This window comes from Blastococcus sp. CT_GayMR19 (assembly GCF_004570385.1).
Taxonomy (GTDB): domain Bacteria; phylum Actinomycetota; class Actinomycetes; order Mycobacteriales; family Geodermatophilaceae; genus Blastococcus_B.
Genome location: NZ_SPQL01000016.1, coordinates 1 through 21707 on the forward strand (window position 1 = coordinate 1; position 21707 = coordinate 21707).

Genomic DNA, 21707 nt, shown 5'->3' on the forward strand with positions numbered 1-21707 from the left:
AACGCCACGACCGCATGGATCTGCGGTTCGCCATCGGCGTGCTCATGGGCAACCGCGACCTCCTCCGACGCCTCGCCGCCGAGGCCGGCGTGCCCGCGAACGGCTGAGACGGCGCTTCCGCGGGAACGCCGCACAGGAACCCCGCAGGGGTGGCGAGCCGCACCGTTTGGCGGCGTCGGACCGAGGGCAGCCAGACACGGTGCCAGCACGCCGACCCGCGCCCGACGACGACAACCCCGCCGGCGCGACGGCTTCCGTGCGCACCCGCCGCATCCGGGAGGTCGCCCGCGACGTCCTCGGCTTCGACGCGTTCCGGCCAGGCCAGGAGGCGGCGATGCAGTCCGTCGTCGCGGGCCGCGACACTCTCGCCGTCCTGCCCTCCGGTGCCGGCAAGACGGCGATCTACCAGGTCGCCGGCCAGCTCCTGGACGGTCCGGTCGTCGTCGTCTCCCCGCTGATCGCCCTGCAGCGGGACCAGGTCGAGCGGCTGGCCGAGATCGAGGACCGCGCCGGACGCCCCGTCCAGCTCAACTCCACGCTCTCGGCGGGCGACCAACGCGAGGTCCTCGAGGCACTCCAGGACGGAACGGTCCGCTTCGTCTTCCTCGCCCCCGAGCAGCTGACCAAGCCCGAGGTGGTCGACGCCGTCCGCGACGCGCACCCGGCGCTGTTCGTCGTCGACGAGGCGCACTGCGTCTCCGCCTGGGGCCACGACTTCCGGCCCGACTACCTGCGGCTCGGCAGCATGATCGAGCAGCTCGGCCGCCCGACGGTGCTGGCGCTGACCGCCACGGCGGCTCCCCCGGTCCGCGCCGAGATCGTCGAGCGGCTGGAGATGCGCGACCCGGAGGTCGTCGTCGCCGGCTTCGACCGGCCGGAGATCCGCCTGGAGGTCGACCACTACGCCGACGCCCACGGCAAGGAGCAGGGCGTGCTCGACCGGGTCCTGTCCGAGGTCGGCGAGGGGCGGGGGCCGGGCATCGTCTACAGCGCCACCCGGAAGGGCACGGAGGAGATCGCCGCGGCGCTCGCCGACCGGGGCCTGCGCGCCCGGCACTACCACGCTGGGCTCAACAAGGCCGACCGTGAGGACACCCAGCGGGCCTGGATGGACGACGAGCTGGACGTCGTCGTCGCGACCACGGCATTCGGCATGGGGATCGACAAGCCGGGCACCCGCTTCGTGATCCACGCCGAGCCGGCCGACTCCGTGGACAGCTACTACCAGGAGATCGGCCGGGCCGGCCGGGACGGGCTGCCCGCACTGGCCGTGCTCGTCTACCGACAGGAGGACCTGGGCATCCGGCGCTTCTTCGCGGCCGGGACGCCGGCGGAGGAGGAGCTCCAGCAGGTGGCCGGGCTGGTCGCCGCAGCGGCCGCCGCCGGGATCGAGGACGGCGTCGACGTCAAGGACCTGCGGGAGGAGACCGGCCGGGCCGCCACGCCGCTGACCCGCGACCTGAACCTCCTGGAGGAGGTGTCGGCCGTCGTCCTGGACGACGACGGCGCCGCGCACCCGGCGGCGAACGCGCCGTCCCCCGGCGAGGCGGCCGCGGCCGCGCGGCAACTGGCCGAGCACCGCGAGCGGGTCGACCAGAGCCGGGTGGAGATGATGCGGGGATACGCCGAGACGACCCGCTGCCGGCGCCAGTTCCTGCTCGGCTACTTCGGCGAGCAACTCGACGAACCCTGCGGCAACTGCGACACCTGCTCCGACGGCACGGCCGCCCAGATGGAGGGCGGGGCGGACGACGTCCCGTTCACCGCCGAGACCCCGGTCGAGCACAGCGAGTGGGGCGCGGGCGTGGTGATGCGGGTCGACGAGGACCGCCTCGTCGTGCTGTTCGACGAGGTCGGATACAAGACGCTGGGCATCGCCGCGGTCATGGAGAACGAGCTGCTCCGGCCGCGAACTCCCGCCTGATCGTCCTGCTGGCGGCGGCGCACGCGGCCCTTTTTCCACAGACTGATGCGGTTCACAATGAATCTGCCCGCCCGCGAACCGGGCGGAGGACGCGATCCGAACACCGATGGGAGCACCCGCTCCCCCGGCGGGAGGCCGTCCGATCGGTTTGGTTGTGCGCCACCCGATCGGGCGAAAGCCGGTTCGGCTATACCGGGCCGGGTACCCCTCCAGCCGGACCGCCGCGCCCTGGCGGAAAACGCACGTGTAGGAGGAACACCATGTCCGCAGCTGGACACAGCGCCACCGGCGACCGCACCCTGCCGCAGACGATCGCCCTCGCCTTCGGTGCGATCTACCTGCTGGTCGGCATCGTCGGCTTCTTCATCACCGGATTCGACGACTTCTTCGGGCACGACCCGGACAAGACGTTGATCGTCTTCGACATCAACGGGATGCACAACGTCGTCCACATCCTCATCGGTGTGGCCGGTCTCCTGCTCGCCCGCACGCTCGAGGGCGCCCGCACCTACGGCTGGCTGCTCGCGGCCGGCTACGGCGCGGCCTTCCTCTACGGGCTGTTCGCCGTGGGTCAGGACTGGGACTTCCTCAACCTGAACTGGGCGGACAACATCCTGCACCTGGCCACCGCGATCGTCGGTGTGGTCATCGCCAAGATGCCCGCCCGCAGCGGCACCCGGGTCTGAGCTCGGGCCGGCCGCACGCCGGCCGGTGAGCCCCGGAAGCCCGGGTCCGTCGTCCTCCGTGGACGGCGGGCCCGGGCTTCTTCCGGTTCCGGCGATGACCCCGGTGCGACGGGGGTCACGCCCGCCGCTACGTTGCGGGCATGGACTTCGCCCTCTCCGCCAAAGCCGAGGACGTCTGCGGCCGGATGTGGGACTTCATGCGCGAGCATGTCTTCCCGGCCGAGCCGGTGTACGAGGAGTACCGCGCGTCCCGCGGGTACGACGACCACAGCACTCCGCCTGTGCTCGAGGAGCTGAAGGCCGAGGCGCGCAAGCGGGGCCTCTGGAACCTGTTCCACCACGAGCTCGGCGGGCTGTCCAACCTCGAGTACGCCTCCGTCGCCGAGATCACCGGCTGGTCACCGGTCATCGCACCCGAGGCGATCAACACCGGTGCGCCCGACACCGGCAACATGGAGACTCTGATGCTGTTCGGGACGCCCGAGCAGAAGGAGCGGTGGCTGAACCCCCTCCTGGAGGGCGAGATCCGGTCGGCGTTCGCGATGACCGAGCCGGACGTCGCCAGCTCCGACGCCCGCAACGTCCAGACGTCGATCGTCCGGGACGGCGACGACTACGTGATCAACGGCCGCAAGTGGTGGATCTCCGGGACCGCCGACCCGCGCTGCCAGATCTTCATCGTCATGGGCAAGACGGATCCCGAGGGCGCCCCGCACCGGCAGCAGTCCATGGTCCTCGTGCCGCGGGACACCCCGGGCTTCGAGATCGTCCGGCACCTGCCGGTCTTCGGCTACCAGGACCAGCACGGGCACTCCGAGCTGCGGTTCACCGACGTCCGGGTGCCGGCGTCGAACCTCCTCGCGAGCGAGGGCGACGGCTTCATGATCGCGCAGGCCCGCCTGGGCCCCGGCCGCATCCACCACTGCATGCGCGCCATCGGCATGGCCGAGCGGGCGCTGGCCCTGATGGTCGAGCGGGCCAAGGCGCGGGTCGCCTTCGGCCGCCCGCTGGCCGAGCAGGGGACCGTGCGGGAGTCGATCGCCCTCTCCCGGATCGAGATCGACCAGGCCCGGCTCTACGTGCTGAAGGCGGCCGACCTGATCGACAAGTACGGGGCGAAGGGCGCCCGCACCGAGATCTCCGCGATCAAGGTGGCCGCCCCGAAGGTGGCCCTCGACGTCATCGACCGGGCGATCCAGCTGCACGGCGGCGCGGGCGTCAGCGACGACACCCCGCTGGCCGGCTTCTGGGCGCACGCCCGGACGCTGCGCATCGTCGACGGCCCCGACGCCGTGCACCTCCGCGGAGTGGCCAAGGAGGAGCTGGACCGGGAGCGCCCCTACAGCGCCTGAGCCTCAGGGGCCGGGCCTCAGGGGCCGGGCCTCAGGGGCCGGATCTCAGGGCCGAACCTCAGGGGCTGAGCGTCGTCCCGAACGAGCCACCGGCCAGCTTCGCCATGAGCTGGGTGCGGTCGAGCCCCAGTGCGTCCAGCGCGTCGCCGTCCCGGTCGGTGTCGATCTCGCCGGGCAGAGTGTTCTCCACCTTGTCGGCGGTGTCGTTGTCGCCCTCGGTGCGGAGCAACTTCACGAGTTCCTGCTTGTCGAGCTTCACGGCGTCTCCGTCCTCGTGCGCCCTGGTCGGCGTCGTCCGGAGTGTGCTGCGGGCTCGGGCCGTCCGCAACGGCGGCCGACGGGACCTGCCAGGTCAGGATCCGATTGCGTCCCCGTGCGACCGGTTCACCGACGGGACGCGCGGCGGTACAGGAAGGCGCCGATCCCGGCCATCGCCAGGCCGAGCACCACCTGGCCGACGCCGACACCGGTCTGCCCCGTGCCGAACCAGGTTGCCGACGACAGCAGCAGGACGGCGGCGACGCCCAGCGCGAGGAGCGCGACCAGCCGCTCGCGACGGGCGTTCCGCGAGGGGTGGGTGCCGGGGTCGGGGAGGGCCATGACCGACACCCTGCCAGGAGAGCCCGGATCGCCGGTCAGAGGCGGCACACCAGCAGGATCTCGTCGCGGTCGTCGCCGGGGCCGACCCGGACCGCGCCGGGCAGCCGGCCGACCTCCCGGTAGCCGAGCCGCCGGTAGAAGGCGTCGGCGCCGGTGCCCGCCCGGGCGCCGAGGTGCAGGAACTCGAGGCCTTCGTCGCGGGCGATGGCGTGCACGCCGGCCATCAGCACCCGGCCCAGTCCGGTGCCCTGCCGGGACGGGTGGACCTGGACGCGGAACACGGTCGCCCAGTGCTGGCGCAGGGGGCTGGCCGCACGGGCGAGCACGGCGAAGCCCGTCGTGGCGCCGTCCACCGTCAGGAGGGCCAGCAGCGCCCGGCCCTCGCGCACGCGACGCACCAGCTCGTCGAGGGCGGGCGCGACGTCGTCCTCCGTGACCGGGGGGACGAAGCCGACTGCGCCGCCGGCGTTGCTCACGTCGGTCCAGCAGGTCAGCAGCTCGCGCCGGAGCGCCTCGTCGACGGCGGCGACGGCCTGGACCTCGGCTGCGGACACGGGCACATCGTGCCGCCTGGGCAGAGTGGCGGTGACAGGCCGTCCCGGACCCGACCCCCGGAACCCCTTGTCAGGCAAGTGGATACTTGCCTATTGTGGCGTCGTGGGCGATGTGTTCAAGGCCCTCGCCGATCCGACCAGACGGGCGATCCTCGACGAGCTCCAGGAACGGAGCGGCCAGACGCTGTTCGAGCTGTGCACCCGGCTGATCTCCCGGCACGGGCTCGGCTCCTCCCGTCAGGCCGTCTCGCAGCACCTGGACGTGCTCGAGGAGGCCGGCCTGGTGCGGACCCGGCGGGAGGGCCGCTACAAGTTCCACGATCTGGACACCTCGCCGCTCCGGACCATCGCCGAACGATGGCGCATCGACAGCTAGAGGAGCACGGCATGCGGATCAACATGGCCAGCGTCCTGGTCGACGACCAGGACAAGGCCCTGCGCTTCTACACCGAGGTGCTCGGCTTCGTGAAGAAGACCGAGTTCCCGGCGGGCGAGCACCGGTGGCTCACCGTGGTCTCCCCCGAGGACCCGGACGGCGTCGAGCTCGCGCTCGAACCCGACGAGCACCCGGTGGCCAAGCCGTTCAAGCAGGGACTGGTGGCCGACGGCATCCCCTTCACCTCCTTCGCCGTCGACGACGTGCACAAGGAGTACGAGCGCCTCACCGGGCTCGGGGTCACCTTCACCCAGGAGCCGCTGACCATGGGCCCCATGACGACGGCGATCCTCGACGACACCTGCGGCAACCTCATCATGATCGCCAGCATGTGAGCCGGTCCGCTCAACCGCGGCGGGTCGGGGGCTTCCCGGCGGCGAGTGCCGCCTCGGCCTGCGCGCGGTCGTAGGCGCAGGCGTCCGTGACGTCCGCGGCCGGGTCCTCCGCCGGCGCCGGCTCGGTGGGCGCCGGCGGCGCGCTCGACCCGGCGGCGTCGTCCGGGGGTGGGTCGAGGGCGTCCTCGACGATCTGCCGCATCGCGTCGTAGTCCGGATAGGCGGGGTCGATCAGGTTCTCGTCGAAGACGACGCTGCGCAGCTCCGTGTCCTTGACGAGGAACGCCAGGTCGACGAAGTCGTCGAGGGCGGAGCGGGGGATGTCGGTGCTGACGATGTCCTTCGTTGTCGCCGCGAGCTCCTGGTAGCTGCGGAGCAGGGTCACCGGATCGGCCGCGTCGACGATCGCGTCGATGGTGCACCGCTGACGGGCCATGCGGTCGTAGTCGGTCAGCCCGAACCGTCCCCGGGCGAAGTCGAGCGCCCGTGCGCCGTCGAGGAGCTGGTCGGGGCCGGGCTCGATGTAGTCGTCGGGCAGCGTGCGGCTGTCCGGGATGCCGCCGATCGGCACGTAGTAGTTCACGTTCACCGTGATGCCGCCGAGGGCGTCGACCAGGCGGCTGAACCCGTCGAGGTTGACCAGGACGTAGTAGTCGAGGTCCAGTCCGAGCGCTTCACCGACGCCGAGCTTGAGGAAGTCCGCCCCGGGGTTGTCGGTGCGTCCGAGCACGTCCGGGTACTCCGCCGGGCCGTTGCGGTACACGGCGTTGAGCAGGCTCTCGCTCTCCGAGCCGGCGTCGAAGCCGTCGGGGTAGATCTCGGCCAGCGGACTGTCGGCCGGGAACGGCAGGTCCTCGAGGTTGCGCGGCAGGCTGAAGAGAGTCGCCTCGCCGGTCTCGGTGGCGATGCTGGCGACGATGACGGTGTCGGTCCGGACGCCGTCCCGGCCCTCGCCGCCGTCCCCACCGAGCAGGAGGACGTTCACCCGCTCCTTGTCGCCGAACGGGTCCGGGACCTCCTCCACGGTCGCCGACTCGCCGTCCTCGGCGAAGAGCCCGTCGACGAGGCCCCGCTGCGCCAGGGCGACGCGCCCGACCAGGACGGCGGGCAGCGCCACGGCGGCCACGAGCACGGCGACGACGAGAAAGCCGAGGAGGTGCCGCCAGCGGCCCATGCCCGGAGCGGCCAGCATCCGGTAGCCGGCGACGATCACGAGCACCCACAGCACGGTGACGAGCCCGACCGCCGCGACGATCCACAGCAGGGACCGGGTGTCGATGGCGAGCCCGACGGCGGTGCGCCGTCCCGCCGTCGCCAGCCAGACGACGGCCACCGCCAGGAGCGCGAACAGGAGGAGGGTGAACGCCCCGAGCCTGCGGCGACCGGCCGCGAGGAACGCCGTCCCCGGGAGGACGGCGCCCAGCAGCGTCCAGCCCAGCGTGGCGCCGAATCCGCGGGGGGCCCGGCGCCGCCTCCGGACGGCACCCGCCTGGACGAACGGCTCGCTGGCGTCCTGACCTGCGGTCACGCGCCGTCCGTCGCTCGGGGATGCCGGGTCACGGAGGCCATGATCGCACTGATCGGGGGGCGGGCGCCGGTCACGCCACGCGCAGGCACCGGTCGGGTGAACGACCGGCGGAACGAGGGGTAAGCAGCCCGCCGCCGGGGAACCACCCGTCGTACGCCGACCGAAGGTTTCGGGAGCGTAGGTTCGGCCACGCATAGCTCGAGGCGACCCGGAGGTCCCGATGCCCCAGACATCCCCCCATGCAGCGATCCTGACCGAGCTCGAGCCGGTGGTCGCGCAGAACCTCGACCGGCACGACCGCCTCGCCAAGGAATGGCACCCGCACGACTACGTCCCGTGGGACGAGGGTCGCAACTTCGCCTTCCTGGGCGGCGAGGACTGGTCCCCGGAGCAGTCGCGGCTGGACGACACGGCGAAGGCCGCCATGTTCGTCAACCTGCTGACCGAGGACAACCTGCCGAGCTACCACCGGGAGATCGCCACCCGGTTCGGGCGCGACGGGGCCTGGGGCACCTGGGTCGGCCGCTGGACGGCGGAGGAGAACCGGCACGGCGTCGCGCTGCGGGACTACCTCGTCGTCACCCGCGGCGTCGACCCGGTCGAGCTCGAGCGGGCCCGCATGGCCTACATGACCCTCGGCTACGACTCGGGCGACAAGACGCCGCTCGAGGCGGTCGCCTACGTCTCCTTCCAGGAGCTCGCGACGCGGGTGTCCCACCGCAACACCGGCCGGGCCTGCATGGACCCGATCGCCGACCAGCTGCTCGCCCGCATCGCGACGGACGAGAACCTGCACATGGTCTTCTACCGCAACCTCGTCCAGGCGGCCTTCGACATCAACCCCGACGAGATGATGCGCGCCGTCGCCAACGAGGTGATCAACTTCGAGATGCCCGGCGCCAACATGGCCAACTTCCGGAAGAACTCGACGATCATCGCCAAGGCCGGCATCTACGACCTGCGGCTGCACCACGACGAGGTCGTCTCCCCGATCCTGCGCTTCTGGAAGGTGTTCGACCGCACCGACTTCGGCCCCGTCGGCGAGCAGGCCCGCGAGGAGCTGGCGCAGTTCCTGGTCGGCCTCGACGCGCAGGCGACGAAGTTCGTGGAGAGCCGCGAGCGCATGCGCGCCCGGGTCGCCGCCCGCGGCCAGGTGCCGATCCAGGTCTGAGAGAGGTACTGGCTCGGTCGCGCCGAGTGGGGGCCACAACACTGCGGTCCTCCGGACCGCACCGCGGCTCACTGCCGTCCCCCTGATGCGGTGAGCCGCTTCGTCGCGCCTGCCCGGAGACCCTCCGGGCCCCCACTCGGCACGACAAGACACCATGGCCTCATGCGGTTAGCCACCTGGAACGTCAACTCCATCCGCAGCCGTGCCGACCGGGTGGCGGCCTTCCTGCAGCGCAGTGACGTCGACGTGCTGGCCTTGCAGGAGACCAAGTGCCGGGACGACCAGTTCCCGGAGATGATGTTCAACGCGCTCGGCTACGAGGTCGCCCACGTCGGCTACTCGCAGTGGAACGGCGTCGCGATCCTGTCCCGGGTCGGTATCGAGGACGTCGAGATCGGCTTCCCCGGGCAGCCGTGCTGGTCGGCTGGGGGTGGCGGGGCGGGCGAGGTCGCCGACACGGAGACCGAGGCCCGGGCGCTGGGCGCGACCTGCGGCGGCCTGCGGGTGTGGAGCCTGTACGTGCCCAACGGCCGCACGCTCGCCGACCCGCACTACCTCTACAAGCTCGACTGGCTGGCGGCGCTGCGGAACGCCGGCGCCGACTGGCTGGCGAAGGACCCCGACGCGCAGGTGGCCCTGGTCGGCGACTGGAACATCGCCCCCCAGGACGACGACGTCTGGGACATGACGGTGTTCACGCACTCCACCCACGTCTCCGAACCGGAGCGGGCCGCGTTCGGCGCGATCGTCGAGGCCGGGTACGCCGACGTCGTCCGGCCGTACGCGCCGGGGCCGGGCGTCTACACGTACTGGGACTACGTGCGGCTGCGCTTCCCCCGGCGCGAGGGCATGCGGATCGACTTCGTCCTCGGCTCACCCGCGCTCGCGGCCCGCACGACGGGCGCACTGATCGACCGCGAGGAGCGCAAGGGCAAGGGCGCCAGCGACCACGCCCCGGTGATCGTCGACCTGGCCGACTGACCGCTCCGCACCGTCGCGCGTCCTGTTCCACCATTGCGGACGCTGCAGCACCGGCAACGGTGGAACGACACCCGCAATGCGGGTCGACCGTCGATCGGGCGACGGCACGTAACCTGGCCTCCCGTGCTCGTCCTGCTGCCCCCGTCGGAGACCAAGCACCCCGGCGGGGACGGCGCGCCGCTCGACCTGACCGCGCTCTCCGCGCCCGAGCTGACCCCGGTCCGCACCGAACTGGCCGAGACCCTGGTGAAGCTGGCCGCCGATGCGCCCGCCTCACGCACCGCCCTCGGGCTCTCCGCGACGCAGGACGACGAGATCGCGCGCAACGCCGCGTTGTGGACCAGCCCCACGATGCCGGCGCTGGCCCGGTACACCGGCGTCCTCTATGACGCCCTCGACCTGCCGTCGCTGACGCGCGCTCAGCGTGCCCGGGCCGGCCGCCGGCTGGCGGTCGGGTCGGCGCTCTTCGGGCTGGTGGGCGCAGAGGACCGCATCCCGGCCTACCGGCTGTCCGCCGGCTCGTCCCTCCCGGGCCTGCCGACCCTGCGGTCGCTCTGGCGGCCGGCCCTCTCCCCCGTGCTCGCCGGGCTCGACGGGCTCGTCGTCGACCTGCGCAGCGGCTCCTACGCAGCGCTCGCCCCGGTGCCCGGCGCGATCACGGTGCAGGTGCTCAGCGAGCGACCCGACGGCACCCGCGCGGTGGTCAGCCACTTCAACAAGGCGCACAAGGGCCGGCTGGCCCGGCTGCTGGCCACGACCACGGCCGAACCGGACGGCGTCGTGCGGCTGCGGAGCCTGCTCCGGCGCGCGGGGTTGCACGTGGAACACGACGGCGGCACCGCGCTCACGCTCGTCGTCCCGGCGCCGTGAGATCCGCGGACTGTGAAACTGCCCCCGCTTGGTTGCGCCCAACCGACATGCCGTGACATAACTGCCTGCGAGGTCGCGACGCGAGCAGCGTGGTCGCGCGCCCGTGCATCCCTGGCGGCATGCCGGGCAGAAGGGCATTCGTGAACGACTCCGCAGACGGCACGACCGTCGGCGACCCCTCGGTCGGCCATGGCTCGGCCGAGTTGCTGCGCCGCGACGCAGAGCGGACGGACGACGCCCGGCGGATGACGCCCCGCGAGAGCGGCCCCCAGGGCCTGGAGCGGCTGGCCGAGTTCGCCGCCCGCCTGCTCGGTACGGCGGCGAGCCAGATCTCGCTGCTCGCCGACCAGCAGGTCATCGCCGCAGGGTTCGGTCTGGCCCCCGGGTCGGTCGGCGCGGTGACCCCGCTCGAGGAGTCGCTCTGCACGGTGACGGCCGCGGCGGACGGGCCCCTGGTCGTGCCCGACGCCCCGCACGACGGGCGCGTCCAGGATCTCCCGCCCGTCACGTCCGGCCAGGTGGGCTCCTACCTGGGCGCGCACCTGACCGACAAGAACGACCGGGTGATCGGCACCTTGTGCGTGTTCGGTCCCGACACGCGCCAGTGGTCGGACAGCGACGTCGCCACGCTGCGCCGGCTGGCCGACTCCGTCGTCACCGAACTCGAGCTCTCGGCGCTGGTGCGCGAGTACGAGAGCGACCGGCTGCGCTGGGGCCTCGCGGTGGACGCCGCCGGCATCGGCACCTTCGACTGGGACCTCACCACCGGGCAGCTGACGTGGGACGACCAGCTGATCGCCATGTTCGGCTACGACGCCGACGGCTTCGACGAGAGCATCGAGGCGTTCAACGCCCGGCTGCACCCCGACGACCTGGCGCGCGTCACCGAGGCGCTGCAGGGATGCATCGACAGCTGTGGCGAGTACGAGTCGGAGTACCGCGTCGTCCTGCCGGACGGCGAGACCCGCTGGGTGCACGCCCGCGGCCGCGCGCTCTGCGGCACGGACGGCACCGCCGAACGGCTCCTGGGTGCCGCCTTCGACACGACCGGCGAGCGAGCGGGCGCCGCCCGCGTGACCCGGGTGCTGGAGGCGATGCCGGCCGGCTTCTACAGCCTGGACCGGGAGTGGCGCTTCACCCACGTCAACGCCGAGGCCGAGCGGCTGCTCGGCCGCACCCGCGAGGATCTGCTCGGCCAGGTGCTCTGGGAAGCCTTCCCGGCTGCGCTGAACAGCATCTTCGACGAGAGCTACCGCAGCGCCGTCCGCACCGGGCAGCCCGTCTCCTTCGACGCCTACTACCCCGCACCGCTCGACGGCTGGTACGAGCTGCGCGCGTGGCCCAGTCCCGACGGGTTGTCGGTCTACTTCCTCGAGGTGACCGAGCGCCGGCGCGTGCAGGACCGGGCGGAGCGCTCGGCCCACCGCCTGGCGATCCTGGCCCAGGTCAGCGCCGAGCTCGCCGGCACCCTGGACGCCCAGTCGGCCGTCGCCCACCTGCCCCGACTGGTCGTCCCGGCGCTGGCCGACTTCTGCATCGTCACCGTGGTCGACCCGGACGGCCGTCCCCGGGACGTCGGGTCATGGCACTCGGACCCCGCGGGCCGCTCGCTGCTGGCGCGCTACGCCGCCGTCCGGCTGGGATCGATGTCCGCGGTCTCCCCCCTGGCTCGTGCCCTGGTCAGCGGCGAGATGATCCGTGAACCGATCTCCGCCGTCCTCGACGTGCTCTGGTCCGACGAGGCACGTGAGCTCCTCCAGGTGCTCGCGCCCGAGACCGCCACCGTGTTCCCCCTACGGGGCCGCGGGCGCACCATGGGCGTCCTGACCATGTACCACCGGCGCGGTTCAGAGGTCACCGACGAGGACCTCTCCACCGCGCAGGACGTCGCCGACCGGGCCGGGCTGGCCATGGACAACGCCCGGCTCTACGGCGCGCAGCAGCAGCTCGCCGAGGGGCTGCAGCGCAGCCTGCTCACCGAACCCCCGGAGCCGGACCACGCCGAGATCGCGGTGCGGTACCTGCCCGCGGCCGAGGCCGCCCGGGTCGGCGGGGACTGGTACGACGCGTTCCTGCAGCCCGGCGGCACCACGATGCTGGTGATCGGTGACGTCGTCGGCCACGACACCGAGGCGGCGGCCGCCATGGGCCAGCTGCGCGGACTCCTGCGTGGCATCGCGACCTATAGCGACGCCGGCCCGGTCGAGGTCCTCCGCGGCCTCGACGCGTCGATGACGACGCTGCAGACGAGGACCCTGGCCACCGCCGCCGTCGCCCGGTTCGAGCAGACCCCCGACGAGCTGGCCCGGGGCGTGACCCGCATGCGGTGGGCCAACGCCGGGCACCTGCCGCCGCTGATCATCAACCCCGACGGGAGCCTCGCCGAGCTGGCCACCTGGAAGGGCGACCTGCTGCTCGGCGTCGACCCGGACACCTGCCGCCGCGAGTCGGTGGTCACCCTCGATCGCGGCTCGACCGTCCTGCTCTACACCGACGGGCTCATCGAGCGCCGGGACGCCGACCTCGACGCGGGGCTGGTGCGGCTGCGCGACACCCTCCTCGAGCTGGCGGACCGCCCGCTGGAGGAGATGCTCGACGAGGTGATCGAGCGGCTCGTGCACGGCCGCCCGGAGGACGACGTCGCCATCGTCGCCGTCCGGCTGCACCGCCAGGACCTCCCCCGGCCGGCCGAGGCGGGGCCCAACTCGGTGCCCCCGGACGTTCCTCCGCCGCTCGCCCTCGCCTGAGCTCAGGTGCGGTCGCGCCGCACCGTGGCCTTCCGGCCCTTGATCATCGTGGCCTTGAGCGCCCGGACGACCTCGTCCGCGGCCGACTCGGGCACCTCGACCAGGGCGAACCGCTGGTGGATCTCGATGGATCCGACGTCCTTGCCGGTGAGGCCGGTCTCGCCGGTGATGGCGCCGACCAGGTCGCCGGGGCGGATCCCGGCCTCGCGGCCGGCGCCGATGAACAGCCGCGCCCCCGGCCCCGAGGGCCGCGGTCCCCGGGGACCTGAGCGGTCGGCTCGGCCGGAGTCGGGCCGCCGTCCGGAGTCCTTGTCGGGCCGGAAGGAGACGACGGGGATCTCCTCGTCGTCGTCGGCCCCGCCCCCGGCCGCCTCGTGGGCCAGCTTGACCGCCGCCAGGGCGACCTCGATGACGTCGAACTCGTCCGTGAGGGCCTCGACGACCGCCCGGAAGCGCTCCAGGTCGTCGGTGAGCAGGCTCTCGCGGAGCGCGGCGCGGGTCAGCTCCAGGCGGCGGTTGCGCAGGTCGGCGACCGTCGGCACCTTCTCGACGACGATGGCCGCGCCGACGACCCGCTCGATGGTCTTGAGCTGCCGGTGCTCGCGCGGCTCGGCCAGCGTGATGGCCACGCCCTCGCGTCCGGCCCGGCCCACCCGGCCGATGCGGTGGACGTAGGACTCCGGCGCCGACGGGACGTCGTAGTTCACGACGTGGGTCAGGGTGTCGATGTCCAGGCCGCGGGCGGCGACGTCGGTGGCCACGAGCAGGTCCGCCGTCCCCCCGCGGAGCCGCCCCATCACCCGGTCCCGCTGTTCCTGGCTCATGCCGCCGTGCAGCGCCTCGGCGCGGTACCCGCGGCCGTTGAGCGTCTCGGTGAGCGAGTCGACCTCCTCGCGGGTGCGGCAGAAGACGATCGCGGCGGCCGGCGCCTCGACGTCCAGGATGCGGCCGAGGGCGGCCGGCTTGGCGGCCCGCGGGACGACGTAGGCGGTCTGCCGGACCCGCGGCGCCTCCCCCGGCGCGGCCTTCTCGCGGCCGAGGGTGATCCGGACGGGCTCGCGCAGGTGCCGGCGGGCCAGGGAGTCCAGCCGGCGCGGCATGGTCGCGGAGAACAGCACCGTCTGCCGCTCCGCCGGGGTCTCGCCGAGGATCGCCTCGAGATCCTCGGCGAAGCCCATGTCGAGCATCTCGTCGGCCTCGTCCAGGACGACGGTGAGCACCTCCCCCAGGTGCAGGCTCCCCCGCTGGAGCAGGTCGAGGGCCCGCCCCGGCGTCGCGACGACGACGTCGACGCCGGACTCCAGGGCCCGGAGCTGGCGGACGATCGGGGCGCCGCCGTAGACGGGCAGCACGCGGGCGCCGAGGTCCTTGCCGTAGCGGTGCAGCGCCTCCGACACCTGGACTGCCAGCTCACGCGTGGGCACCAGGACCAGCCCGACGGGCGCCCGGCCGGAGCGGTGCGCCGGGAGCAGTTGGAGGATGGGGAGGGCGAACGCGGCGGTCTTGCCGGTCCCGGTGGCGGCCTGGCCGAGCAGGTCGCGGCCTGCCACCAACGGCGGGATGGCCTCCTGCTGGATCGGCGTCGGCTCCTCGTAGCCGAGGGCGGCCAGCGCGCCCAGCAGCTCCGGCCGCAGCCCCAGGTCCTCGAAGGTTCCGCCGTCGTCGGCGGTGTCCGTGCTCGTCGCTCGTTCCTCGTCCATCGGGGCTCATGGTCCCCCGGCGCTCCGCCGGACTGCATGCCGGTGCCCCGTACGTGACAGGCTCGGGCCGTGACCGCCGCGAACGACGACCTCTGCACCCGGCCGGCGACCGAGCTCGCCGCGCTGCTGCGCGCCCGGGACATCTCCGCCCGTGAGCTGCTCGAGGCGCACCTGGACCGGATCGAGAAGCTGAATCCGGACACCAACGCCATCGTCACGCTGGACGCCGAGGGCGCGCGGACCGCTGCCGACGCCGCCGACGCCGCCCTGGCCTCCGGGCGTCCGGTCGGCCCGCTGCACGGGCTGCCGGTCGCGCACAAGGACACCCACGCCACGGGCGGCATGCGGACGACGTGGGGCTCACCGCTGCACGCGAACACGGTGCCGGCCCACGACGAGCTGGTGGTCGCCCGGCTGAAGGACGCCGGCGCCATCCGGATCGGCAAGACGAACGTCCCGGAGTTCGCGGCGGGCTCGCACACCTTCAACCCGGTCTTCGGGGTGACGCACAACCCCTACCGGCACGGGCTGTCGGCGGGCGGGTCCTCCGGCGGTGCGGCGGCGGCACTGGCCGCCGGATTCGTGCCGCTGGCCGAGGGCAGCGACATGGGCGGCTCGCTGCGCAACCCGGCCGCGTTCTGCAACGTGGTCGGCCTGCGCCCGACACCGGGCCGGGTGCCCACCTGGCCGGCCGCGATGGGCTGGTCGCAGATCTCGGTCCAGGGCCCGATGGGGCGGACCGTCGCCGACGTGGCGCTGCAGCTGTCGGTGCTGGCCGGGCCCGATCCGCGGGTGCCCATCTCGCTGGACGACGACCCGGCGTCGTTCACCGCTCCCCTGCCGACCTCGCTGGACGGGCTCCGCGTCGCGTGGGCGCCCGACCTCGGTGGCCGGGTGCCGGTCGCGCCGGCGATCACCGCGGTGCTGTCGGCGTCCATCGGGGTGTTCGAGCGGCTGGGCGCCAGCGTGTCGAAGGACTGCCCCGACCTGTCCGGCGCGGACGAGGTGTTCGGCACCTTGCGGGCCTGGCTGTTCGACGCCTCCTTCGGCGAGCTCGTGCGGAAGAACCCGGACAAGGTGAAGGAGACGATCCGCTGGAACGCCGAGGCGGGCGCCAAGCTGACCGGCTCCGACGTCGGCCGGGCGGAGATCGCGCACACGAAGCTGTTCGAGGAGGTGGTCGCGTTCTTCGAGCGCTACGACGTCCTCCTGGCGCCGACCACCCAGGTGCTGCCGTTCCCGGTCGAGGTCGAGTACCCGACCGAGGTCGCCGGGGTGGCCCTGGGCACCTACCTCGAGTGGATGCGCTCCTGCACGCTGATCTCGGCCACCGGCTGCCCGGCGCTGTCGGTGCCGGGCGGCTTCACGCCGGACGGGCTGCCGGTGGGCCTGCAGATCATCGGTGCACCCCGGGCCGACCGTCGCGTGCTGGAGGTCGGTCACGCATTCGAGCAGGCCACGAAGTTCGGCGAGCGCCGCCCCGCTCTCTGACGCACTCTGCCGCTCTCTAGCATCTCTGACTAGAGAACCCGAGATTCGCCGAGATCCGCTCCCGGCCGGTATCCGAGGCCCCGGGCACCGGCCTGAGCCGGATCTCGACGTCACCGCAGCCGCGTGATCCGGTCGGCCGTCATGCCCGCATGATCACCCGCGCCGCCACCTCGCCGCACGCAGATTCCGCCGTCGAGAGCTGCGAAGTGGTGGCCATCAGCGGCTGATGACCACCACTTCGTGCGGCTCGATGACCGGGCCGGGGTCAGGCCGTAGGGGCCGGGCGGGGCTGGCGGCGGGCGGTGCGGCGGCGGCGCAGCCCGCGCAGCGTGCGGACGGCGACCAGCAGCTCGGCCAGCTCGTGGCGGTCACCTGTGGCGATGTCGGCCAGCTGCGCGGCGGCGCGCGCCTGCGTGCCGTCCCAGCCCGTCACCCACGCCTCGACCAGCTTCCCGGGCGCCTCGTCGTCGGACGTCCGCATGCTGAGCACGTCCTCGGTCAGCGACGCCTGCTCCATCGAGAGGTCGTCGCGCAGCGAGGCGCGGGCCATCGACGGCCAGCGGCGGTCCCGCGGCAGCGCGAGCACCATCTCCCGGAGCGGCACCAGCCCCAGCCGCTCGGCCAGGCTCTGCATCACCTGGCCGGCCATGGCCACCGGCGCTCCGGTGCGCTCGGCGACCACGGCGAGGTCGAGGGCGGCGGGGAGAAGCGGGGCGGCGGCGACCTCGGCGGCCAGCTCCGCGGGAACCCCGGCCTGCTGCAGCCGTGCCGCGCGCTCCGCGAAGCCCTTCGCCTCGCTGCCGAGCAGCCAGCCGGGCAGCCCCGCCCGGACCTCGCGCACCGGTGCGACGAACCGATCCTCCACCTCGGCCAGCAGCGGCGCGGTCTCCGCGGCCAGCTCCGGCTGGCGCAGCAGCCAGCGCGCGGCCCGCTCGGCGAGCCGGGTCGCCTCCGTGCGGAGCTCGACCTGCGTGGTGGCGGCGACCTGGTTGTCCAGCGGCCGGACGGCGTCCCACAGCCGGTCGACGTCGAAGACCGCCCGCGCGACCGCGTGCGCCAGCACCACCCGGGCCAGCGGCACCCCGGTCTCCTGGACCAGCCGGAACAGCCCGGTGACCCCGGCGACGTTGACGGCGCGGTTGGTCAGCGCGGTCGCCACGATCTCCCGCCGCAGCGCGTGCGTGGCGATCGCCTGGGGGAAGCGCTCGCGGATCTGCGCGGGGAAGTAGCCGGTCAGCAGGTCCTCGAGCGCCGGGTCGTCGGGCAGCCCCGACCTCAGGACGACGTCCCCGGTCTCGAGCTTGGCGTAGGCGAGCAGCACCGACAGCTCGGGGCTGGTGAGCGCCTGCCCGTCGCGGCGGCGCTCGACCAGCGCACGCTCGTCGGGCAGCGCCTCGACGCTGCGCACCAGGCGTCCCGACCGCTCCAGGGAGCGGAGCAGCCGCTCGTGCGCGTCGAGCAGGCTGCGGGCGGACGTGACCTCCACGGCCAGGGTCGCGTTCTGCGCGTGGTTGTCGCTCAGCACCTGGACCGCGACCTCGTCGGTCATCTCGCCCAGCAGGCGGGCGCGCCCCGCGGCGTCGAGCTGCCCGTCGTCCACCACGCGGTTCAGCGCGATCTTGATGTTGACCTCGTGGTCGGAGGTGTCGACACCGGCGGAGTTGTCGATGGCGTCGGTGTTCACCCGCCCGCCGGCGAGCGCGTACTCGATCCGGCCCCGCTGGGTGAGCCCGAGGTTCCCGCCCTCGCCGACCACCCGGGCCCGCAGGTCCCGGCCGTCCACGCGGACGGCGTCGTTCGCCTTGTCCCCCGCGTCCAGGGTGCTCTCCGTCGACGCCTTGACGTAGGTGCCGATCCCGCCGTTGAACAGCAGGTCGACCGGTGCGAGCAGCGCGGCCCGGATCAGCTCCACCGGCGGCAGGCTCTCCACACCGTCGGGCAGGCCCAGCGCCGCGCGCATCGGCGCCGAGACCGGGATCGACTTCGCCGTCCTCGGCCACACCCCGCCGCCGGCACTGATCCGGGAGCGGTTGTAGTCGGCCCACGAGGATCGCTGGAGGCCGAAGAGCCGCTTCCGCTCGGCGAAGGAGGCGGCCGCGTCCGGGGTGGGGTCGACGAACACGTGCCGGTGGTCGAACGCGGCGACCAGCCGGATGTGCTCGGACAGCAGCATCCCGTTGCCGAAGACGTCGCCGGACATGTCGCCGATGCCGACGACGGTGAAGTCCTGCTTCGCGACGTCGAGATCGAGCTCGCGGAAGTGACGGGTCACCGACTCCCAGGCGCCGCGGGCGGTGATGCCCATGGCCTTGTGGTCGTAGCCCACCGACCCGCCCGAGGCGAAGGCGTCGCCGAGCCAGAAGCCCCGCTCGATCGCGACCGAGTTGGCGAGGTCGGAGAAGGTCGCCGTCCCCTTGTCGGCGGCGACGACGAGGTACGGGTCGTCGCCGTCGTGGCGCACGACCTTCTCGGGATGGACGACCTTGCCGTCGACCAGGTTGTCGGTGAGGGCGAGCAGGGCGCCGATGAACAGCCGGTAGCAGGCCTGCCCCTCGGCCAGGACGGCGTCGCGCGAGGCCGGGTGCGCCGGGTCGGACACGGCCGGCGGGTTCTTGACGACGAAGCCGCCCTTCGCCCCGGTCGGCACGATGACGGTGTTCTTCACCATCTGGGCCTTGACCAGGCCGAGCACCTCGGTGCGGAGGTCCTCGCGGCGGTCGGACCATCGCAGCCCACCGCGGGCCACCTTGCCGAAGCGCAGGTGGATGCCCATGACGCGCGGGGAACTGACCCACACCTCGTGCGCCGGACGGGGCTCGGGCAGGTCGGGGACAGCGGCGGGGTCGAGCTTGAGCGCCAGGGGGCCGCCCGCGTAGTAGGTGGTGCGCTGGGTGGCGACGACGGCCGCCAGCAGCGAGGTGAGCACGCGGTCCGCGTCGAGGGAGGCGACCTCGCCGATCGCGCGGCGCAGCGACTCGGTCAGGTCGGCCTGCCGCTCGGTCCTGCTGCCGTTGCGTCCCGGGGAGAAGCGGGTCTCGAACAGCGCCACCAGCCGGGCGACGACGTCGGGATGGGCCGCCAGCGTCGACTCCACGTACCGCTGGCCGAAGGGCAGGCCGGCCTGCCGCAGCCACTGGACGTAGGCCCGCACGACCGTGACCTGTCGCCAGTTGAGACCGGCCAGCATGACCAGGGCGCCCAGTCCGTCGTCCTCGGCCTCGCCGCGCCAGACCGCGCCGACCGCCTCGGTGAACCGCTCGGGCAGGGAGCGCAGCAGGGGCAGTTCGACCGCGGGGACGGTGACGCCGAAGTCGTAGATCCAGGCCGGGGGTGCGCCGATGCGGTCTATCTCGTAGGGCCGCTCGTCGACGACGTCGACCCCCATGTGCTGCAGCACCGGCAGCACCTCCGACAGCAGCAGCCGCTCCCCCACCCGGTAGACGGTCAGCCGCCGCTCGCCGGGCGCCGCCCGCCGCGGGGTCCAGAGCCGCAGGGCCAGCTGCCCCTCGGACAGGCCGTCGAGGCGGGCGAGGTCGTCGACGGCCTGCTCGGCGGAGAAGTCCTCCTGGTAGACGGCCGGGAAGGCGTCGGCCACCCGCGACAGCAGCCGCTCGGCCTCGTCGCCGTGCCGGGCGCCGAGCGCGTCGGCGAGGTCGTCGGTCCAGCTCCGCGCCGCGGCCGCGAGCGCGGCCTGCAACGCCTCGACGTCGACCTTCATCGGCTTGGGCGTGCCGCGCGTGCCCACCGGCACGCGCACCACGAAGTGCAGCCGGGTCAGCACCGACTCGGTGGACCGCGCCGTGTACTCGACGCTCGTGCCGCCCAGGCGCTCGAGCAGCAGCTGCTGCATCGCCAGCCGCACCTCGGTCGTGTACCGGTCCCGGGGGAGATAGACCAGCGCCGACCAGAACCGGCCGGTGGGGTCCTGCCGCAGGAACAGCCGGGTCTGCCGGCGTTCCTGCAGGTGCAGCACGGCCAGTGCCACCGGCAGCAGCTCGTCGGCGCCCACCTGCAGGAGCTCGTCGCGCGGATAGGTCTCGAGGACGTCGAGCAGTTCCTTGCCCGTGTGGCTGTCCACCGGCACGCCGGACCGGGCGATCACCTCGGTCACCCGCCGCCGCACCAGGGGCACGTCGAGCACGCCGCTCGTGTACGCGGCCGACGGGAACAGGCCGACGAAGCGGAACTGGCGGGCTGCTCCGGAGCCGTCGGGGAGGCTGACCGCGATCAGGTCCAGCCAGGCCCGGCGATGCACCGGCGAGCGGGCGTCGGCCTTGGTGACGGCGATCAGGTGCTGGAGCGGGGCATGGGCGGCCTCGGGCAGCACCACCGCGCTCATGTCGGTGTCGCTGCGCAGCACCCCCAGGCCGGTCCCGGGGACGGCGCGGGCGCTGGGCTTCCCCCGGGCGGTGACGAGGTCGACGTCCCGCGCCCCGAGGAAGACGAAATTGCCGTCGGCCAGCCAGCGGAGCAGGGCCGCAGCCTCCGCCGGGTCGTCGGCCGGGTCCGCCTCGGGCGCGGGGGCGGCGCTGCGGCCGGCCAGCTCGTCCAGGCGCCCGGCCAGCTCCAGCACCCGGGCGCGCAGCCGTTCGGCGTCCTCGTCGACGGCGCGCACGTCGTCGAGGACGGTGCGCAGGCCGGCCACCAGGTCGGCGGCCGCCTCGTCGTCCACCGGCCCGTCGAGGACGACGGCCATCCACGACTCGGCCAGCGCGTCGGAGCCGCAACCCTCCGGGGAGGAGCTGTCGCAGAAGGCCTTCAGCCGGCCGGTCAGGTCGCGCCGGACGACGACGACCGGATGGACGACGTGGGCCAGCTCGACGCCCTGCCGCACGACCTCCGCGGTGACCGAGTCGACGAGGAAGGGCATGTCGTCGGTGACCAGCCGGACCACGGCTCTGGTGCCACCCACCCCGCCGCCCTCGGCCGCGGCCGGCCGGTGGACGTCGACCGTCGCCGAGCCGGGGGGCCGGACCTCCGCGAGCCGCAGGTGCCCGAGCGCCAGTCCGGCCAGCTCGGCGGGGTCGTGCCCGAGGACCTCCGCGGCGGGCTCGCTCCAGTAGTAGCGCTGCAGGAGGGCGGGCAGGTCGTCGGCCGTGCAACCGGCCGGGAAGCTCGCCTTCGTGCCCAGCCGCGTGGCGGCTGTCTCCGCGGCCTGCGCGAGCAGCTGCCGCTTCTCGTCGCGGGCGGCCTCGAGTGCGGCGAGCTCGGTCAGGGAGCCGCCGGACGTGCCGCTTTCCTGTCCGCGCGCCGGGGTCGCCGGCGCAACGGTGGTGCTGGCCATGTCAGGCCACGCTACTGCGAACGGCAGGAGCCGTCACGACGACTCGGC

General features: G+C 73.4%; 16 protein-coding genes. 10 read left to right on the forward strand and 6 right to left on the reverse strand.

Going from position 1 to position 21707, the window contains the following annotated elements; all coding sequences use genetic code 11:
- Nucleotides 1–199: 199 nt before the first annotated feature.
- The 3 genes from E4P39_RS18370 to E4P39_RS18380 all read left to right on the forward strand — a co-directional run bounded on the left by E4P39_RS18370 (nt 200) and on the right by E4P39_RS18380 (nt 3962).
- Entirely contained in the window at nt 200–1924 is a 1725-nt protein-coding gene (locus E4P39_RS18370; protein WP_245159940.1) for an ATP-dependent DNA helicase RecQ, read from the forward strand.
- A 260-nt stretch (nt 1925–2184) separates the two neighbouring features.
- Nucleotides 2185–2610 (forward strand): DUF4383 domain-containing protein, encoded by a 426-nt coding sequence (locus tag E4P39_RS18375; protein ID WP_135138038.1) that lies wholly within the window; start codon nt 2185–2187, stop codon nt 2608–2610.
- Between the two features lie 140 nt (nt 2611–2750).
- Nucleotides 2751–3962 (forward strand): acyl-CoA dehydrogenase family protein, encoded by a 1212-nt coding sequence (locus tag E4P39_RS18380; RefSeq protein ID WP_135138039.1) that lies wholly within the window; start codon nt 2751–2753, stop codon nt 3960–3962.
- A gap of 58 nt (nt 3963–4020) precedes the next feature.
- On the opposite strand, the gene E4P39_RS18385 is transcribed toward E4P39_RS18380, so the two are convergent.
- The 3 genes from E4P39_RS18385 to E4P39_RS18395 all read right to left on the reverse strand — a co-directional run bounded on the left by E4P39_RS18385 (nt 4021) and on the right by E4P39_RS18395 (nt 5116).
- Complete coding sequence (locus E4P39_RS18385; RefSeq protein WP_135138040.1) at nt 4021–4221, reverse strand: hypothetical protein; 201 nt, start codon at nt 4219–4221, stop codon at nt 4021–4023.
- Between the two features lie 125 nt (nt 4222–4346).
- Nucleotides 4347–4562: a hypothetical protein gene (locus E4P39_RS18390; protein WP_135138041.1), complete on the reverse strand. Its 216-nt coding sequence runs from the start codon at nt 4560–4562 to the stop codon at nt 4347–4349.
- Between the two features lie 35 nt (nt 4563–4597).
- Nucleotides 4598–5116: a GNAT family N-acetyltransferase gene (locus tag E4P39_RS18395; RefSeq protein WP_135138042.1), complete on the reverse strand. Its 519-nt coding sequence runs from the start codon at nt 5114–5116 to the stop codon at nt 4598–4600.
- 103 nt (nt 5117–5219) lie between these two features.
- Between E4P39_RS18395 and E4P39_RS18400 the strand changes: the two genes are divergently transcribed.
- Entirely contained in the window at nt 5220–5492 is a 273-nt protein-coding gene (locus E4P39_RS18400; protein WP_135138043.1) for a metalloregulator ArsR/SmtB family transcription factor, read from the forward strand.
- 11 nt (nt 5493–5503) lie between these two features.
- Nucleotides 5504–5887 (forward strand): VOC family protein, encoded by a 384-nt coding sequence (locus tag E4P39_RS18405; protein ID WP_135138044.1) that lies wholly within the window; start codon nt 5504–5506, stop codon nt 5885–5887.
- A gap of 10 nt (nt 5888–5897) precedes the next feature.
- On the opposite strand, the gene E4P39_RS18410 is transcribed toward E4P39_RS18405, so the two are convergent.
- Nucleotides 5898–7415, reverse strand: coding sequence for an LCP family protein (locus E4P39_RS18410; RefSeq protein WP_245159941.1), 1518 nt, complete (start codon nt 7413–7415; stop codon nt 5898–5900).
- A gap of 220 nt (nt 7416–7635) precedes the next feature.
- Here E4P39_RS18410 and E4P39_RS18415 point away from each other — a divergent pair, with 220 nt between their 5' ends.
- The 4 genes from E4P39_RS18415 to E4P39_RS23290 all read left to right on the forward strand — a co-directional run bounded on the left by E4P39_RS18415 (nt 7636) and on the right by E4P39_RS23290 (nt 13184).
- Nucleotides 7636–8586 (forward strand): acyl-ACP desaturase, encoded by a 951-nt coding sequence (locus tag E4P39_RS18415; RefSeq protein ID WP_135138046.1) that lies wholly within the window; start codon nt 7636–7638, stop codon nt 8584–8586.
- A 162-nt stretch (nt 8587–8748) separates the two neighbouring features.
- Complete coding sequence (locus E4P39_RS18420) at nt 8749–9567, forward strand: exodeoxyribonuclease III (protein WP_135138047.1); 819 nt, start codon at nt 8749–8751, stop codon at nt 9565–9567.
- Between the two features lie 123 nt (nt 9568–9690).
- A complete protein-coding gene (yaaA, locus tag E4P39_RS18425) occupies nt 9691–10437 on the forward strand; it encodes a peroxide stress protein YaaA (RefSeq protein WP_135138048.1) in 747 nt (248 codons plus the stop codon).
- 140 nt (nt 10438–10577) lie between these two features.
- The gene (locus E4P39_RS23290) at nt 10578–13184 is read left to right on the forward strand and encodes a SpoIIE family protein phosphatase (protein WP_280790875.1); all 2607 of its coding nucleotides are present in this window, start codon (nt 10578–10580) and stop codon (nt 13182–13184) included.
- Nucleotides 13185–13186: 2 nt separating this feature from the next.
- Here the strand turns inward: E4P39_RS23290 and E4P39_RS18435 are convergent, their stop codons facing one another.
- The gene (locus E4P39_RS18435) at nt 13187–14884 is read right to left on the reverse strand and encodes a DEAD/DEAH box helicase (protein WP_135138050.1); all 1698 of its coding nucleotides are present in this window, start codon (nt 14882–14884) and stop codon (nt 13187–13189) included.
- Nucleotides 14885–14953: 69 nt separating this feature from the next.
- Here E4P39_RS18435 and E4P39_RS18440 point away from each other — a divergent pair, with 69 nt between their 5' ends.
- The gene (locus tag E4P39_RS18440) at nt 14954–16375 is read left to right on the forward strand and encodes an amidase (RefSeq protein WP_135138051.1); all 1422 of its coding nucleotides are present in this window, start codon (nt 14954–14956) and stop codon (nt 16373–16375) included.
- Nucleotides 16376–16640: 265 nt separating this feature from the next.
- On the opposite strand, the gene E4P39_RS18445 is transcribed toward E4P39_RS18440, so the two are convergent.
- The gene (locus E4P39_RS18445; protein ID WP_135138052.1) at nt 16641–21659 is read right to left on the reverse strand and encodes an NAD-glutamate dehydrogenase; all 5019 of its coding nucleotides are present in this window, start codon (nt 21657–21659) and stop codon (nt 16641–16643) included.
- Nucleotides 21660–21707: the final 48 nt, after the last annotated feature.